This is a genomic window from Lutimaribacter degradans, from assembly GCF_023703375.1.
Classification (GTDB): Bacteria; Pseudomonadota; Alphaproteobacteria; order Rhodobacterales; family Rhodobacteraceae; genus Lutimaribacter; species Lutimaribacter degradans.
The window spans coordinates 68,090-83,219 of record NZ_JAMQGO010000003.1 but is presented as its reverse complement, the minus strand read 5'-3'; the positions used below and the strand labels follow the sequence as shown (position 1 = coordinate 83,219).

Genomic DNA, 15,130 nt, shown 5'->3' with positions numbered 1-15,130 from the left:
CTGCCGCCCCATCACCGGGACGAGGCGGCAAGGATGGTTTATTCCGGCGTAACGCTTTGTGGCGCGCCGGTGGCCATGTTGGTGCCGATAAAGGGCTTTTTCGCCTCTTTCCAAGCGCCAAAGCCACCTTCCATATGGGCGATTGGCGTCACGCCTGCCGCAATTGCGGCACGGGCCACGCGTTCCGAACGAACGCCCGACCCACAGTGGAACACGATGCGCTTTTTCCCCTGGTCGGGCAGCTTGTCGCCCTTGAAGAATGCCAACGGCATCAGCAACGCGCCCTCGATATGTTCGAACATGTATTCTTGGGGTGTTCGCACGTCGATCAGGACGATCTCGTTGGCGTCAAAGGCCCGGGCGACCTCGTCCACCGTCCAGGTTTCGAACGTCGCATCGCCCACTTTTTCGGATTTCATTCGCGCATCTCCTTCAAAATTTGTTCGCAGGGATCTTGAAGTAAGAATGACCATCGTCTTCGGTTGGCGCAAGGCGTCCGCCGCGCAAGTTTACCTGCAATGCATACAACATCCGGTCAGGCAGTTTCAGCGTGGCGTCGCGGTCGTCGCGCAATTTGCGGAAATCGGCCTCGGACGTGCCGCCGCCCAGGTGCTTGTTGTCTGCCTTGTGTTGCGCCACCGTGGCTTCCCACGCGGGATCGGTGCGATCGCCCACCGGCGGATAATCGTGGCCCACGAACAGGCGCGTTTCGTCGGGCAGCGACAGGATGGATTGCAGGCTGTCCCAAAGGTCCTTGGATGAACCACCGGGGAAATCGGCCCGGCTGGTACCGGCATCCACATGCATGAACGTGTCATGCACAAAGGCGGCATCGCCCGCCACATAGGTGATCGAGCCCAGCGTATGGCCGGGGTGCAGCATGACCTTCACTTCGACTTCGCCGATCTTGAACGTGTCTCCATCGGCAAACAGGCGGTCGAAATCGCGATCCACATCGAAGGCCTCGGGCAGGTTGTAGAATTTTGCCCACAGCTCGGCGATATCGCGGGTTTTTTCACCGATGGCATTGGGTGCGCCGGTTTTTTCCTTCAACCATGCGCTGGCCATCATGTGATCGGCATGGGGGTGGGTATCAAGCACCCATTCCACGTTCAGCCCTTGTGCCTCGACGAAATCCAGCACCTCTTGCGCGCTGTCGGTGCGGGTGCGGCCATGCGCGGGGTCGAAATCCAGCACCACGTCGATAAGCGCGGCCTTTTTGGTGGCTGGATCGGCGGCGACATACATGATCGAGCCGGTGTCGGGATCATAGAACCCGGTAACTTCGGGCGAATTTGGGCCGGTCGAGGGGCTCGTGCGCGTGAACATTCAAAATCTCCTTGTGGTCATAAGATGCGTTTTACATGCAGATAATAGAATGTTTTGGGATGACAAGGGGGGCCATCCCTAGCCCTGCAATTCGCGCAACACGCGCTTGCAATGATCCACCATGTACTCGGTGAATACCTGCACCTTGGGGTCGCGATAGCGGCGCGAGGGCGACAGGCAGGCCAGTTGCGTGGGCAGGGGCGGCGTGTCGATGGCCACCGGCACCAGCGCGCCGCTGGCCAGATGCGTGGCGACCTCGAACAGCGGTTTCATCACGATTCCCGCCCCGTCCAACGCCCAGCCGGTCAGCACATCACCGTCGTCGCTTTCCAGCGGGCCCGTGATCTCGAACCGCCTGGGGCCATCAGGAGTTTGCAGGGTCCATTGAAATTCGCGCGCGCCGGGAAAGCGCAGGTTCAGGCAGTCATGCCCATCCGCCACCAGGGCCGCGCCGTCGCGGGGCATGCCCCGCCGTTCGATATAGGCGGGTGCGGCGCACAGAACGCGGGGGCATTCCTCGATCACGCGCACCTTCAAATCGCTGTCGATCAACGGCCCAAGATGAAAGGCCAGGTCCAGCCCCTCGCCGGTCACGTCGATTACCCTGTCCGACAGGCGCAGGCGGATATCGATCTGCGGGTATTCGGCCTTGAACGCGGGCACCGCGGGCGCGATGAATCGCCGCCCCACGCCAAGGGGCGCGGCGACGAACAGCGTGCCGCGCGGGGATTGGTTGGCCTCCATCACCGCTGCCTCGGCGGCGTCGATTGCCTCAAGGATACGGCACGCACCGTCATAGAAAAGCCGACCATGCTCCGTGGGGCTTAGGGCGCGGGTGGTGCGGTTGAACAGCCGCACGCCCAAGTGCTTTTCCAAGTCGGCGATCCGCGCCGAGGCGACCGCAGGCGAGGTGCGCTGATCGCGGGCGGCGGCACTCATGCTGCCCAATTCATAGACACGCATGAACATCCGGATGTTGTTCACATAAGCCATTTTCAGAATCTTTTTGAAACTGTTCCCGCAGTTGCAGGATTAACAGATAAATACCCGATACGATACCCTACCAGGACGCAAACAGGAGTAGTGCCGATGTATGACCTTGCCGCGATGGGTTCCTGGGCCGAATTCGCCATTCGCTGGCTGCACGTGATCACCGCGATCGCGTGGATCGGCTCGTCCTTCTATTTCATTGCGCTGGACCTGGGCCTGCACCGCGACCGCAACCTGGACAGCGGCGCCGATGGCGAGGAATGGCAGGTGCACGGGGGTGGCTTTTACCACATCCAGAAATACCTGGTCGCGCCCTCGAACATGCCGGACGGTCTGGTGTGGTTCAAATGGGAAAGCTATTCCACATGGCTTTCTGGTTTTGTCCTGTTGGCGGTGGTCTACTACCTGGGGGCCGAGTTCTACCTGGTCGATCCGGCGGTATGGGATATCGCGCCGGGCTGGGCGATCGTGATTTCCATGGCTTCGCTGGCCTTTGGCTGGTTGGTTTACAATTTCCTGTGCGATCGGTTCGTGAATGCCAATCAGACGGCGCTTATGGTGGTGCTGTTCGTGGTGCTGGTCGGCATGGCCTATTTCTACAGCAGCGTTTTTTCCGGCCGCGCGGCGCTGCTGCATCTGGGCGCGTTCACGGCCACGATCATGTCGGCCAACGTGTTCTTCATCATCATCCCCAACCAAAAGGTCGTGGTGGCCGACCTGATCGCTGGCAACAAGCCTGACCCGAAATATGGCAAGATTGCCAAGCAGCGCAGCACGCACAACAACTACCTGACGCTGCCGGTGATTTTCCTGATGCTGTCGAACCATTACCCGTTGGCGTTTGCCAGCGAGTATAACTGGATCATCGCGTCACTCGTTTTCCTGATGGGGGTGACGATCCGGCATTTCTTCAACACCATGCATGCGCGCAAGGGGATGCCTTGGTGGACATGGGCCGCCACCACGGTGCTTTTCATCCTTGTCATGTGGTTGTCGACCGCGCCGATGTTCCGCGCCGACGAGCCGGATGAGGCGGCAAGCGGCGCGGCCCTGCAATTCGCCCAGGCCGAAGGGTTCGACGACGTGCATGACATCGTGATGGGCCGCTGTTCAATGTGTCACGGTGCCGAGCCATTCTACGAGGGCGTGCTATGGCCGCCCAAGGGTGTTCGGTTGGATAACGAATACCAGATCGCGCGGCAGGCCAAGGCGATTTACCTGCAATCGGGCCTGACCCACGCGATGCCGCCCGCCAACCTTACCTACATGGAAGAGGAAGAGCGGCAGAAGATCGTCGCATGGTATCGCGCCGCCACGGGCGGTTAACCGCTGCCGATCAAGGCGCCGGCGGCAAAGACCAGCGCACCGCCCACCACCACCTGGAAGGTTGCGCGTAGAAACGGCGTTTCCATGTACTTGTTCTGAATCCAGGCAATCGCCCACAGCTCGACAAACACGACGGCGAAAGCGATGAAGGTTGCGGTCCAGAAATCCGGGATCAGATAGGGCAGGGCATGACCGAGCCCGCCCAGCGTTGTCATGACCCCGGACGCGATGCCGCGTTTCCATGGGCTGCCCCGGCCCGACAATTCGCCATCGTCGCTGGCGGCCTCGGTAAAGCCCATCGAGATACCGGCCCCCACCGATGCGGCAAGCCCCACCAGGAACGTGGTCCAGGTATCCTGCGTGGCAAAAGCGGTGGCAAAGATCGGCGCCAGGGTCGAGACCGAGCCATCCATCAACCCGGCCAGGCCAGGTTGAACCCAGGTCAGAACGAACTGCCGGTGTGATTTCCGTTCCTCGGTTTCGCGGGCACCCTCGGTCAGGTGTTCATCCTGCAAGTCGCCGGCGGTGACCTGGTGCCCGGCTTCGGCCGCTGCCAGGTCGCCCAGCAACTTACGGGTTTCGGCGTCCTGCGTGCGCTGCGCTGCCGTAAGGTAGAAATGCTCGGCGTCGCGCTCCATCGCCTCGGCCTCTTCGCGGATACGTTCGATGCCAAGGTTTTCCACCAGCCAGATTGGGCGTCGCGCATAATAGCCTGCAACATGCTCGCGGCGGATCAGCGGGATCACCTCGCCGAACCGTTTGCGGTGCAACTCGATCAGGCGCTGGCGGTGGCCATCTTCTTCGGTGGCCATTCCATCGAAAATCTTGGCAGTGTCGGGGTAGTCGGGGCGCAGCATTTCAGCATAAGAGCGATAGATGCGAGCGTCATCCTCTTCGGACGAGATGGCAAGGGCCAGCACCTCTTGCTCGGACAGATCGCGGAAATGGCGGCGTTGCGTGAAGAAGCGCATCATGGACTCCTTTTTTAGAATTATTCTAAAATATACGGTGCAATTTTCGACGCAAGCCCAATGCTTGCCCGCGATGAACCGTCCGGTCTACAATCCCGCGAAGGGGAGGCTTTGTCGATGGACGCTATCGCCACAGCGCCGATCCGCAAGGGGCGCAAGTACGACCAGGTGTTGCATGGCGCCCGCGAGGTGTTCATGCGCGACGGGTTCGAGGGGGCCTCGGTCGACGATATCGCGCGCGTGGCTGGCGTGTCGAAGGCCACGCTTTATGCCTATTTCCCTGACAAGCGGATCTTGTTCTTCGAGGTGGTGCATAGCGAATGCGAACGCCAGGCCGAACTGGCGGGCAGCCGTATCGACGAATCCGCCCCGCCGCGTGATGTGCTGACAACGGTGGCGTGGCAGATCGTGCCTTTCCTGCTGTCGGATTTTGCCCGCAGGATATTCCGCATCTGCCTGGCCGAGTCCGACCGCTTTCCCGAACTGGGGCGCGCCTTCTATGAAAGCGGCCCGGCGCTTGGCCGGGCGCGAATGACAGGCTACCTGCGCGAGGCGGCCGCGCGTGGAGAACTGCGCATCGACGATTTTGACCTCGCCGCCGAGCAATACAGCGAGCTATGCAAGGCGCATGTCTGGACCCGATCGGCCTTTGGCGTGCAGACCGAGTTTTCGCAAGCCGAACTGACCCGCGTGATCGACGGCGCGGTCGATACATTCCTGGCGCGCTACGGGGTGTGACGTGCCTCAGTGCGGACGGAGCAGGTCAAGCAATTCGTCCAGCCCGCTTGCTCCTTCCTTGGTGGCGAAGTGCTCGACATCGCCGAATTGAAAGACTGAATACCCGGCGAAGATCATGGTATGAGACTTGCCTGCCTCGCGGTCGACCATGATCGTTGCCCTGGTTTCGCAGCCGGCTTCACCACAGACACCGGCAAGCTCGATACCGTTCCGTTCGATGATGCGGGGCATTCGGGTGACGGTGCTCAGCGACGTTTCAAAGAATTCCAGGGCCTTTTCCCCGTCTTCCGATTGGCGGATAGCTTCGTGCACTTCGGGCAAGGCCAGAAGATCGAAGAAATTGCCGCCCTTCACCTGGCCTGTCGGTTTGCCCGGGCGCTGCGCGGCGGCGATTCTTGCGGCCTGCTGTTCCAGCTTTTTCTGCCGCTCCTCGCGGCGCTTGGTTTCTTGTTCCTTGCGCGCCCGCTCGGCCTCGGCTGCCTGCATGCTGCGTTCGGGCGGCAGGTCAATCCGGGTCGAGGGGCCGGAAACCGACGCCGGCCGGGCACGATCGCCGGAATTAGAAGCCAGATGATAGGCGACCGAACGAAAGACGCTGGGCTTTTCGTTCTCATGGGTCAAAGTAACCAGCAACCGGCCCTTTTCCCATTCCACCCTGACATCGCGCGCCTGTCTGCATGATCCGAAGGCCTCGGACAGCACAATCCGGTTGCGGTCATTCAGGGCCGCCCAGCGATAAGCCTCGGGGCAGTCATCGGGCAGCATCGGGCCCGAAAAGCGCAGCAGGGCAAATGCTTTGGTTTGTGCCATGATATCGGCGCTGCGGGGCGCGAAATCGGGCGTCACGACCGTGCCGGCATGTTGGACCAGAACCCCGCCATCGTCGGAGTCGACAAGCTCCAGCCGCGCCGAGTCGGCCTCTTGCTTGCTGATGCGGCCACCCGCCTGAAGGGGAAAGGAAATGCTGTCGGCACTGTCATGATGTGTCACCGGCGGCGGAGCGTCGGCCTGCCACCCGGGCGCAAGATAGACGACGTAACCTTCGAACCGGCCGTTTGCACGGTTGAAAAGCTTGATCCGGCCATCTTCGATACGGATGTCGGCACATTCATCGCCAAGGCAGATGTGATCTGGACCGTGGCTGGTTTGCGCAACCTGCCGCACGCCACGCGCGCCAAGATAAGCACCGCTTCCGCCGTTACGCAGGTCAATGGCGAAAACGCCGACGCCAAGGTCGTCGACATATATTCGCCCGGGCAGCGAGGCACCCAGCTCTCCTTTCCACGAAGCCGGGTCGTGCTGGTGCCGGCCCGACCTTGCCGCGAAGATGCGCGAGGTTCCGTAAGTGTCTTCCTGGTCATAACGCCAGGTTCCGTCACCATTGGGGTGAACGGTGGCCCAACCGCGCCCTATGCCATAATCATGGCCGCGCTTGCAGACCTCGGTTTCGTCACTGAAAGCAAAGCACAGAATATCGTCGGCCGGGGCGTGCCACAGCGCTTGGCCGGTGTTGCCGGTCGCATAGGTAAAATACGCCTGCTTGTCGTGGCCCAGGTAAACCGACCAGACCGAGCCGCTTTCGACAGTGGCACCGAAAAGCGTGTGCCCGCGCAGGCTCGTCAATGGCGGCATGGTTTCCGACGCGATGGCGGGGCTGGCAAGACAGACAAGGGCTGGAAAGATCGGGGAAAGCAGGCGGCGTGCAAGCGCGGTAAAAAAACGGGTCGGCATGAAAGGGCTCTTTACAGGAGACGCGATTGGCAATCCATCGCATGACATGCGTGGCGCAATAAGCGTTTCCCTGATTGTATTCAATAGGTTGAATTAATCTCAGTCGATACGCCGGACCAACAATTGGTTGCCCGGACCTATCTTGGTTTCAAACACCTTCAACTCGGCGACCAGGTCGCTCAACTTGCGTTTTCCATAGGTGCGGCTGTCGAAATCGGGGTGATCGGCCTGGATCTGCTGGCCCAACCGGCCCAGGGGGTACCATTCGTCGTCCTGGTCGACCTTTTCCATCGCGTCGAACAACAACTGCCGCGCCGCCTGCATCGCATCCTGGCTGAGCGCGGGTTTTGGGCTGTCTTTCTTCGGTGCTTCGCTTTGGGCGATGTTCTCGATCGCGACAAAACGATTGCAGGCATTTTTCAGCGCCGGGGGCGCCTTGGACTCGCCGATGCCGATAACGGTCAGGCCCTGTTCTCGTATGCGGCTGGCCAGCCGGGTGAAATCGCTGTCGGAACTGACCAGTACGAAACCGTCGAAATGGCCCGCATGCAGAATGTCCATCGCGTCGATCACCAGCCCGATGTCAGAGGAATTCTTGCCCCTGGTCGCGGCGGTTTGCTGATACTGCACCAGCCCCAGCTCTTGCGCGACCCGCGTCCAGCCCGACAGGTGATTGTTGCCCCAGTCGCCATAGACGCGACGCAGGCCCGGCTCGCCGAAACTGGTCACCTCTTTCAGGATCGCATCGGCGTATTTCGCGGGCACGTTGTCGGCGTCGATCAGTACGGCCAGAAGGGGGGTGTCATTGGGCAAGGGGCATTCCTTTGATGGTTGCTGATGGTTGCGCAGGGCTGGTTCAAGTGTCGCATTGCAGGGCAGCGGATGCCAGAGGTTTCGCCAAGGCGTTTACAGCGCCCGAAACATCACCAGCGCGTCGACATCGCCCCGCACGGGGTGGTGGAACGCATTGGGCAGACGACCCACCGTCTTGAACCCCGCGCGCTCCCAAATGGTGATGGCGCGGGTGTTCGTGCTGACGACAAAGTTGAACTGCATCGCACGAAAGCCAAGGTCAGGCGCCAGCGCAAGCGAATGATCCAGCATCGCGCGGGCCACGCCCTGCCCGCGCGCGGCGGCATCGGTGACGTAGCCACAATTGCACACGTGGCTGCCACCGCCTTTCTGGTTGCGTACAATGTAGTAAGTGCCCAGCACGGTGCCATCCTGTTCGGCCAGCAAGACCCGCCGCTCGGGGCCAAACCAATAGGCCAGGGCATCCTCACGGCTGATATCGGGGTCGATCGCGTAGGTGTCGCCGGCGCGAAACACCGGCTCCAGAAGCGCCCAGACGGCATCGTGATCGGCTTGTGTGGCAGCGCGGATCTTCATCTTTGGTCTTCTTCCTCACCCCGGTTGCGCCGCGCGCCTCATGTCACGGGATGTAGGCCGGGCTTTTAGCCCGGCTTACCCTTGTCTCAATAGATCACGACCGAGCGGATCGACTCGCCCTTGTGCATCAGGTCGAACGCGTCGTTGATCTTTTCCAGCGGCATGGTGTGGGTGATCATCGGGTCGATCTCGATCTTTCCGTCGACATACCAATCGACGAATTTCGGCACGTCGGTGCGGCCCTTGGCCCCGCCAAAGGCGGTGCCTTTCCACGTGCGGCCCGTGACAAGCTGGAAGGGGCGCGTGCTGATTTCCGCGCCGGCCGGCGCCACCCCGATGATGACCGAAACGCCCCATCCGCGGTGCGAACATTCCAGTGCATCGCGCATCACCTGCACGTTGCCGGTGGCGTCGAACGAGTAGTCGACACCGCCGATCTGGTCGCGCTCGGTTTTCGTCAGGTCGACGATGGCCTGCGTGATGGTGCCGTCGATTTCCTTTGGATTGATGAAATGGGTCATGCCGAACTTGCGCGCCATCTCGGCCTTGTCGTTGTTCAGATCGACGCCGATGATCATGTCGGCACCGGCCATGCGCAGGCCCTGGATCACGTTCAACCCGATCCCGCCCAGGCCGAATACGGCGGCCGTGCTACCGATTTCCACGCCTGCGGTATTGATCACCGCGCCGATGCCCGTGGTCACGCCGCAGCCGATGTAACAGATCTTGTCGAATGGTGCGTCGGGCCGCACCTTGGCCAGCGCGATTTCCGGCATGACCGTGTGATTGGCAAAGGTCGAGCAGCCCATGTAGTGATAGATCGGCGTGCCATCCAGCATCGAGAACCGCGTGGTGCCGTCCGGCATCAGGCCCTGGCCCTGGGTGTTGCGGATCGCGGTGCAAAGGTTCGTCTTGCCCGACAGGCAACTGGGACATTCGCGGCATTCGGGCGTGTAAAGCGGGATCACGTGATCGCCCGGTTTCAGCGTTGTGACGCCTTCACCCACCTCGACCACCACGCCTGCACCTTCATGGCCCAGGATCGCCGGAAAGATCCCCTCGGGGTCAGCGCCCGACCGAGTGAATTCATCGGTATGGCAAATGCCGGTTGCCTTGATTTCCACCAGAACTTCGCCAGCCTTTGGTCCGTCCAGGTTCACGTCCATGATTTGCAGCGGCTTGCCGGCCTCGAGGGCCACGGCGGCACGTGTGCGCATTTTCTTTCTCCCGTAATGCAGATTGCATCCAGCGTTAGCGAAACGTCCGGCGGATGCAAGCACTCCCGGCAAATCTGCCACGGCTGGGCATGGACTCGAAACAGCCTGACGCTTACAAGAACATAAAGTGAACAAATGATGCTGCCATGCCCCGTAAACGCGCGCTTTCAATCTGGTTTCCGCGATTGGGTGCCGAACGTCTGTTGCGTGTCATTCGCGCGCCGGATTGGTCGGTGCCCTTTGCCGTATTGCGTGACACCGGGCAGATGCAGGTGATTTCGTCGCTCAACCTTGCAGGCAGCCAGGCCGGGCTGCGTGTGGGGCAGCCGCTGCGCGATGCGCTGGCGATGTGTCCGGGGCTGGCCACGCGGTTGCACAACACGCAGGCCGAGGCGACGTTCCTGGCGGCATTGCGGCGCTGGGCCACGCGGTTTTCGCCCTGGGTGGCCGAGCAGGGGGTCGATGCGCTGATGCTGGATATCACGGGTTGCGCGCATCTGTTCGGCGGCGAAGAAGCGCTGACCGCGCGTATTCAGGATGATTGCGCGCGCCACGGGCTGAGCGTGCGCTGCGGGCTGGCCGACACGCCTGGCGCGGCCTGGGCGCTGGCGCGGTTCGCAGGCGATGCGCCGGGCCATAGCCGCAGCGGCGACGCCATCGACCAGGAGGCCCGCGCCACCCGCGCCCGTGCCGTCAAGCGCCGCCACTGGGAACGTGGCGGCACGGCGCCGTTACGTGATGCCGTCACCATACCGCGCCCCGCGATTGCCGCGCCGGGCCAGACCCGCACGGCGTTGGCGCCGCTGCCCGTGGCGGCGCTGCGGCTGGAGCCTGGTACGGTGGACAAACTGGCCCGCCTGGGCCTGCGCCGCATCAGTGACCTGGCAGGCCAGCCCCGTGCTGCGCTGGCCCGGCGCTTTGGTGTCGGCCTGGTGCAACGGCTGGATCAGGCGTTGGGCGCGGCGCCCGAACCGATCAGCCCTGCCCGCGCCGACACGGCACTGGCCACGCGGCTGACCCTGCCCGACCCCATCGGGCTGGAGGCGGATATACTGGCCGCGCTTGACCGGCTGTTACCGCGCCTCTGCGCGATGCTGCGCGACCGGGGGCTGGGCGTGCGGCTGGTGCGGCTGCAGGCGTTTCGTGCCGATGGCAGCATGGGGGCGATCCAGGCCGGGCTGGCCCGCCCGATGCGCGAGCCTGACCGCATTCGCCCCCTTCTGGCGATGAAGCTGGATGAGCTGGACGCCGGGTTCGGAATCGACATGCTTCGGCTTGAAGCGGTGCAGGCCGAGCCGCTGCACGACATTGCCCATGCGGGCCATGCCGTGGCCGCGCAGGCGGCACGCGGGCGCATGGCCGAGGGCACCGCGCTGGAGGATCTGATCGGCCGGATGGGCGGACGCATCGGGCTGGAGGCAATCACCCGACGCCATCCCGGAGACAGTCACATACCGGAAAAGGGGGCGCAGGTGCTGGCCGCGGCCTGGTCATCCGCCCATGACGGACTGTGGCCAAGCCCCCCGGCACCACGCCCCTTGCTGATGTGGCGCCCCGAGCCCGTCACCGCGCCTGACCGCCCGGCTCTGCCCGTGCAATTCCGCTGGCGTCGCCGCGTTTATCGCGTGGCCAGGGCCCGCGGCCCCGAGCGCATTGCACCTGAATGGTGGCTGGACGACCCCGACTGGCGATCGGGCACGCGCGATTACTGGGATGTCGTCACCGAAGACGGCACGCGGCTTTGGCTGTTCTTTGCTCATGGTGCCGCGCTCAGCCGTGGATGGTTCTGCCAGGGCAGTTTTGCCTGACACGATCAGGCCGAGCGGTTGTATCGGTCTTCCATGTTCTTGGCGTAATCGGCCAGCCGCAGGTGAAACTTGCGGTTCAGATTGCTGCGCGCCAGCTTCAGCGATTGCAACAAAAGCCGGGCGGCCAGTGTCTTGGGCGCCAATTTCAGCGAAACGCTCATCCGGGTGTGTCGCCGTGACAGCGCGACAAGGTCGATCACCATTTCCCCGTCCAGGTCGGGCGAGCCGCCGGTAAACACCATCTGGTTCGGGCGGTCATAGGCGGACAGGGTGATGGAAAGCTTGCGTTCCCGGCCACGCAGCATGAACCGCGCTTTCCAACTCATGCCGACGCCGGGTTGACGCAGGTTGTCGGTGCGCCGGACCTCGGCGCCGCGGCGCATGGCGGCGCGTTCGAACGTGTCGAAATCCGAAACCATGTCGAAAACGGCGTCGATCGGGGCGGCGATATCTTCCTTGCTGGCAAATTTCATTATGCTGCTCGTCGGGCTTGGCGCGAAAAAAATGCACCGTTTTCCTTTTTTGAGGGGAGTGTCGCCTTAATCCAGCCTGTCCGCAAGCCAGTTGCGCAGCAAAAAGCCCGCAATCGCACCCTTGCGCGGTGCAAGAATCTTGTCGTGTTGCCCTGCCATCACATCCAACATCTCTTCGCGTGTCACCCACAGGGCGTCTTCGATCTCGATCGGGTCGATCGTGATCTCGTCGCTAGTGGCCTCGCCCCGGCAGCCCAGCATCAGCGAGGCTGGAAAAGGCCAGGGCTGACTGGCAAGATAGCTGACCGCGCCCACGCGCACGCCGGCCTCTTCCCAGACTTCGCGGCGCACGGCGGCTTCGATGGTTTCGCCGGGCTCGATGAAACCGGCCAAAAGCGAATACATGCCTTCGGGCCACCCGTGGCTGCGGCCCAGCAGCACCTTGTTGCCGCGCGTGATCAGCATGATGACAACCGGATCGGTTCGCGGGAAATGATGTGCGCCGCAGGCGGCGCAGTCCCGTTGCCAGCCGGCTTGTGTCATCGCGCCTTCGGCACCGCAGCGCGCACAAAAGCGATGGCTGCGATGCCACAGATACAGCGCCCGCGCCGTTGCGGCCAGTTCCGCGTCCCGCGGTGAAATCCGGGTCATCGCGGCGCGCAACTCGCGGAAACGCTGCGTTTCGGGCAGGGCGGGATGGTGCTGCTCGGACCGGTCGAGAAAGCTGTTGAAGGCGCTGTCATCCACCGTTTCAGGGAACCAGGCCGACAGGTCATGGGCAAAGACGGCGTTGCCATCCTCGCGACCCAGCAGGATGGGCGGGATGGCGGCGGCATCGGCCAACACCGGGTGATCCATCGGCAGCCGCACCAGCTCGGTGCCGGGTCGGCCCTGATCGTCGGGCGGGCTATCGGCGATCAGCGGTTTGCCGCGCCAAAGCGCGATGGTGCGGCTGTCGGCGGCGCGGGCCAAGTCTTTCAGTGCGGCCGGGTCGCTGCGCAGTTCGGCCGCGCGATCCAGGCCTGAGCCACCGAATGTCACCGTTTCCGCGATACGCATGTGCCTGATCCCCGTTCCTGTCCAACCGGCGCGACCTTGCCAGCGCGTGGCGCGAAAGAAAAGCGCGCATCGCGGGTTGCCGCGCCTGCGGCATGATGTAAGTTGATGGCCGATGGTAGAAACCTACCGGGAAAACGGCAGCGACCGGGGGCTGCGCCAATGGCCTGGATGGACGGGGAAAATTGACGTCTGATTCCAGAAATTGTCCAGTTAAAGCAGCTTCTTCACTGGCATTGCGGCTGTTGGCAACCAGCGATTTGCACGGGCATTTGATGGCCTATGACTATGCCGCCGACCGCACGCAGCCCGGGGTGGGCCTTGTGCGCACGGCCAGCCTGATCGGGCAGGCGCGTGGCGAAGTCTCGAACAGTCTGTTGGTCGATAACGGCGACTTCCTGTTCGGCACGATGATGGCCGATGCCTGGGCAAACGCGGCTGTGTCGCAGCGCGAGAACCCGGTGATCGCGGCGATGAACGCGCTGTGTTTCGATGCGGTCGGGCTGGGCAATCACGAGTTCAACTTCGGCCTTGAGACGCTGGATGTAGCCTTGGCCCAGGCGCAATTTCCGGTTCTGTGTGCCAATGTCTTGCCACTTGGCCGCGATGTGCCCTTTCGTGCAAAGCCGTCTTTTTTGCTGCGCCGCCAATTGGTGGATGACGATGGGGGTCGACACAGCCTGTCGCTGGGGCTGGTATCCGTGATGCCGCCCCAGGTGATGCAATGGGATGCGTCTTACCTGGCTGGCCGGGTTGAGGCCCGGGGAATAGTCGATACCGCCCGTCTTGAGGTAAAGGCCCTGCGCGCCGCCGGGGCCGACATAGTGGTGGTCATGAACCATTCGGGCCTGGGCGATGGCAGCGCCGACCCTTCGGCTGAAAACGCCGGCCTGGCCCTGGCGCGGTTGCCCGGCGTCGATGTCGTTCTGTGTGGCCACAAGCATCGTTGCCTGCCTGGCGCGTTTTACGAGGGGCGCGCCGATGTGGATGCACAGGCCGGGGCGCTGGCCGGAGCGCCGGCCGCGATGCCGGGGTGCTGGGGCAGCCATCTTGCCGTGATCGACCTCACGCTGGCAAATGAAGGCGCGGGCTGGCGCATTTCGCGCCACCGCGCGGAATTGCGCGCAATCGCCTTGCGCGACAAGGGGGTGCCGAAAGCGCGGGTCAGGGATGATCCCGCTATCGCACGCATTGCCGCGCCTGCCCATGCGGCCACGCTGCGCCAGATCCGACGCCGGGTTGGCAGGATCGACACGCCCATAAGCACGCATTTCTCACAAGTGGCGCCTTGTGGTGTGACGGCACTGGTGGCCGCGGCGCAGGCGTGGCGCGCCGCTCAGTTGCTGCCGGACAATACGGGCCAGCCCCTGCTAAGCGCGGCGGCGCCGTTCCGTTGTGGTGGTGCCGGTGGCCCCGAGGACTATACCGTTTTGCAGGCCGGGCCGGTTCTGGCAAAGGATATCGGCGCGATATACCCGTTTCCCAACCGGTTGCAGGTGTTGCGCGTGCCTAGCCGGCAAGTGCTGGAGTGGCTGGAGCACAGCGCCGCGCAGTTCCGACAGCTTTGCACGGGTGAGCCTGACCAGCCCTTGGTTGACGATGCGTTTCCCAGCTACAATTTCGATATCATCCACGGGCTGCACTACGAGATCGACCCAACCCAGCCCCCGCGGTTCGACGCGCAGGGCGGTTTGTGCAACGCGACGGGCCGACGGGTGCGGAACGTGCGATGGAACGGCGCGCCCCTTGCCGAGGATGACACTTTCCTCGTGGCCACGAACAGCTATCGCGCGCAAGGCGGTGGCAACGTCGCGGCGCTACGTTCAGCCGAGAGTGTTCTGGATACCGACGAAACGCTGACCGACGTGCTTGAGGCTTATCTGAAGGCCGGACATGGCGTTCCTGCAGGTGATCAGCCTGTCTGGCGCTTTGCCCAAAGGGCCGGTGTGGCGGCGCTGTTTCGCAGCGGGTCATCGGCCGGGGAAAGCCCTGCGCCTTGTGCGCGTATCGAACGGGTCGGTCACGATTCCGGCGGCTATTCTTGGTTTCGGCTTGAATTGTGATGGCGGGTTGCGAATCCGCCTTTGCCAGCCTATATGCCG

Annotated in this window: 14 protein-coding genes; 4 read left to right on the top strand and 10 right to left on the bottom strand. The window is 62.9% G+C overall.

The features are described from left to right. Positions 1 to 38 precede the first annotated feature (38 nt). From M8744_RS06680 to M8744_RS06670, 3 genes are all read right to left on the bottom strand, one after another. Complete coding sequence (locus tag M8744_RS06680; protein ID WP_251411394.1) at positions 39 to 419, bottom strand: rhodanese-like domain-containing protein; 381 nt, start codon at positions 417 to 419, stop codon at positions 39 to 41. A 13-nt stretch (positions 420 to 432) separates the two neighbouring features. Beyond that, a complete protein-coding gene (locus M8744_RS06675; protein WP_251411392.1) occupies positions 433 to 1,329 on the bottom strand; it encodes an MBL fold metallo-hydrolase in 897 nt (298 codons plus the stop codon). A 78-nt stretch (positions 1,330 to 1,407) separates the two neighbouring features. After that, on the bottom strand, positions 1,408 to 2,322 hold the full coding sequence (locus tag M8744_RS06670; RefSeq protein ID WP_251411390.1) for a LysR family transcriptional regulator: 915 nt from the start codon (positions 2,320 to 2,322) through the stop codon (positions 1,408 to 1,410). Between the two features lie 96 nt (positions 2,323 to 2,418). Between M8744_RS06670 and M8744_RS06665 the strand changes: the two genes are divergently transcribed. Then, positions 2,419 to 3,645 carry a urate hydroxylase PuuD gene (locus M8744_RS06665; RefSeq protein WP_251411387.1) on the top strand — a complete coding sequence of 409 codons (1,227 nt, stop codon included), beginning with the start codon at positions 2,419 to 2,421 and terminating at the stop codon, positions 3,643 to 3,645. On the opposite strand, the gene mbfA is transcribed toward M8744_RS06665, so the two are convergent. Next, on the bottom strand, positions 3,642 to 4,616 hold the full coding sequence (mbfA, locus tag M8744_RS06660) for an iron exporter MbfA (RefSeq protein ID WP_251411384.1): 975 nt from the start codon (positions 4,614 to 4,616) through the stop codon (positions 3,642 to 3,644). The two genes, M8744_RS06665 and mbfA, sit on opposite strands and share 4 nt — an antisense overlap. A 117-nt stretch (positions 4,617 to 4,733) precedes the next feature. On the opposite strand from mbfA, the gene M8744_RS06655 reads away from it, so the two are divergent. Continuing rightward, the gene (locus M8744_RS06655; protein WP_251411381.1) at positions 4,734 to 5,354 is read left to right on the top strand and encodes a TetR/AcrR family transcriptional regulator; all 621 of its coding nucleotides are present in this window, start codon (positions 4,734 to 4,736) and stop codon (positions 5,352 to 5,354) included. Between the two features lie 6 nt (positions 5,355 to 5,360). Here the strand turns inward: M8744_RS06655 and M8744_RS06650 are convergent, their stop codons facing one another. The 4 genes from M8744_RS06650 to M8744_RS06635 all read right to left on the bottom strand — a co-directional run bounded on the left by M8744_RS06650 (position 5,361) and on the right by M8744_RS06635 (position 9,691). Then, positions 5,361 to 7,085 carry a hypothetical protein gene (locus M8744_RS06650; RefSeq protein WP_251411378.1) on the bottom strand — a complete coding sequence of 575 codons (1,725 nt, stop codon included), beginning with the start codon at positions 7,083 to 7,085 and terminating at the stop codon, positions 5,361 to 5,363. Between the two features lie 99 nt (positions 7,086 to 7,184). Beyond that, positions 7,185 to 7,898, bottom strand: a complete 714-nt coding sequence (locus M8744_RS06645; RefSeq protein WP_251411375.1) for an NYN domain-containing protein — start codon at positions 7,896 to 7,898, stop codon at positions 7,185 to 7,187. Between the two features lie 93 nt (positions 7,899 to 7,991). Further along, positions 7,992 to 8,474, bottom strand: coding sequence for a GNAT family N-acetyltransferase (locus M8744_RS06640; protein WP_251411373.1), 483 nt, complete (start codon positions 8,472 to 8,474; stop codon positions 7,992 to 7,994). A gap of 86 nt (positions 8,475 to 8,560) precedes the next feature. Further along, entirely contained in the window at positions 8,561 to 9,691 is a 1,131-nt protein-coding gene (locus M8744_RS06635; RefSeq protein WP_251411370.1) for an S-(hydroxymethyl)glutathione dehydrogenase/class III alcohol dehydrogenase, read from the bottom strand. Between the two features lie 146 nt (positions 9,692 to 9,837). Here M8744_RS06635 and M8744_RS06630 point away from each other — a divergent pair, with 146 nt between their 5' ends. Further along, positions 9,838 to 11,499 (top strand): Y-family DNA polymerase, encoded by a 1,662-nt coding sequence (locus M8744_RS06630; protein ID WP_251411367.1) that lies wholly within the window; start codon positions 9,838 to 9,840, stop codon positions 11,497 to 11,499. A 5-nt stretch (positions 11,500 to 11,504) separates the two neighbouring features. Here M8744_RS06630 and M8744_RS06625 read toward each other — a convergent pair whose 3' ends face one another. Both M8744_RS06625 and nudC read right to left on the bottom strand, forming a co-directional pair. Further along, positions 11,505 to 11,972: an SRPBCC family protein gene (locus M8744_RS06625; protein WP_251411364.1), complete on the bottom strand. Its 468-nt coding sequence runs from the start codon at positions 11,970 to 11,972 to the stop codon at positions 11,505 to 11,507. A gap of 66 nt (positions 11,973 to 12,038) precedes the next feature. Further along, on the bottom strand, positions 12,039 to 13,031 hold the full coding sequence (nudC, locus tag M8744_RS06620; protein ID WP_251411361.1) for an NAD(+) diphosphatase: 993 nt from the start codon (positions 13,029 to 13,031) through the stop codon (positions 12,039 to 12,041). Positions 13,032 to 13,213: 182 nt separating this feature from the next. On the opposite strand from nudC, the gene M8744_RS06615 reads away from it, so the two are divergent. Next, entirely contained in the window at positions 13,214 to 15,091 is a 1,878-nt protein-coding gene (locus M8744_RS06615; protein ID WP_256474134.1) for a bifunctional 2',3'-cyclic-nucleotide 2'-phosphodiesterase/3'-nucleotidase, read from the top strand. The last annotated feature ends 39 nt before the right edge of the window (positions 15,092 to 15,130 follow it).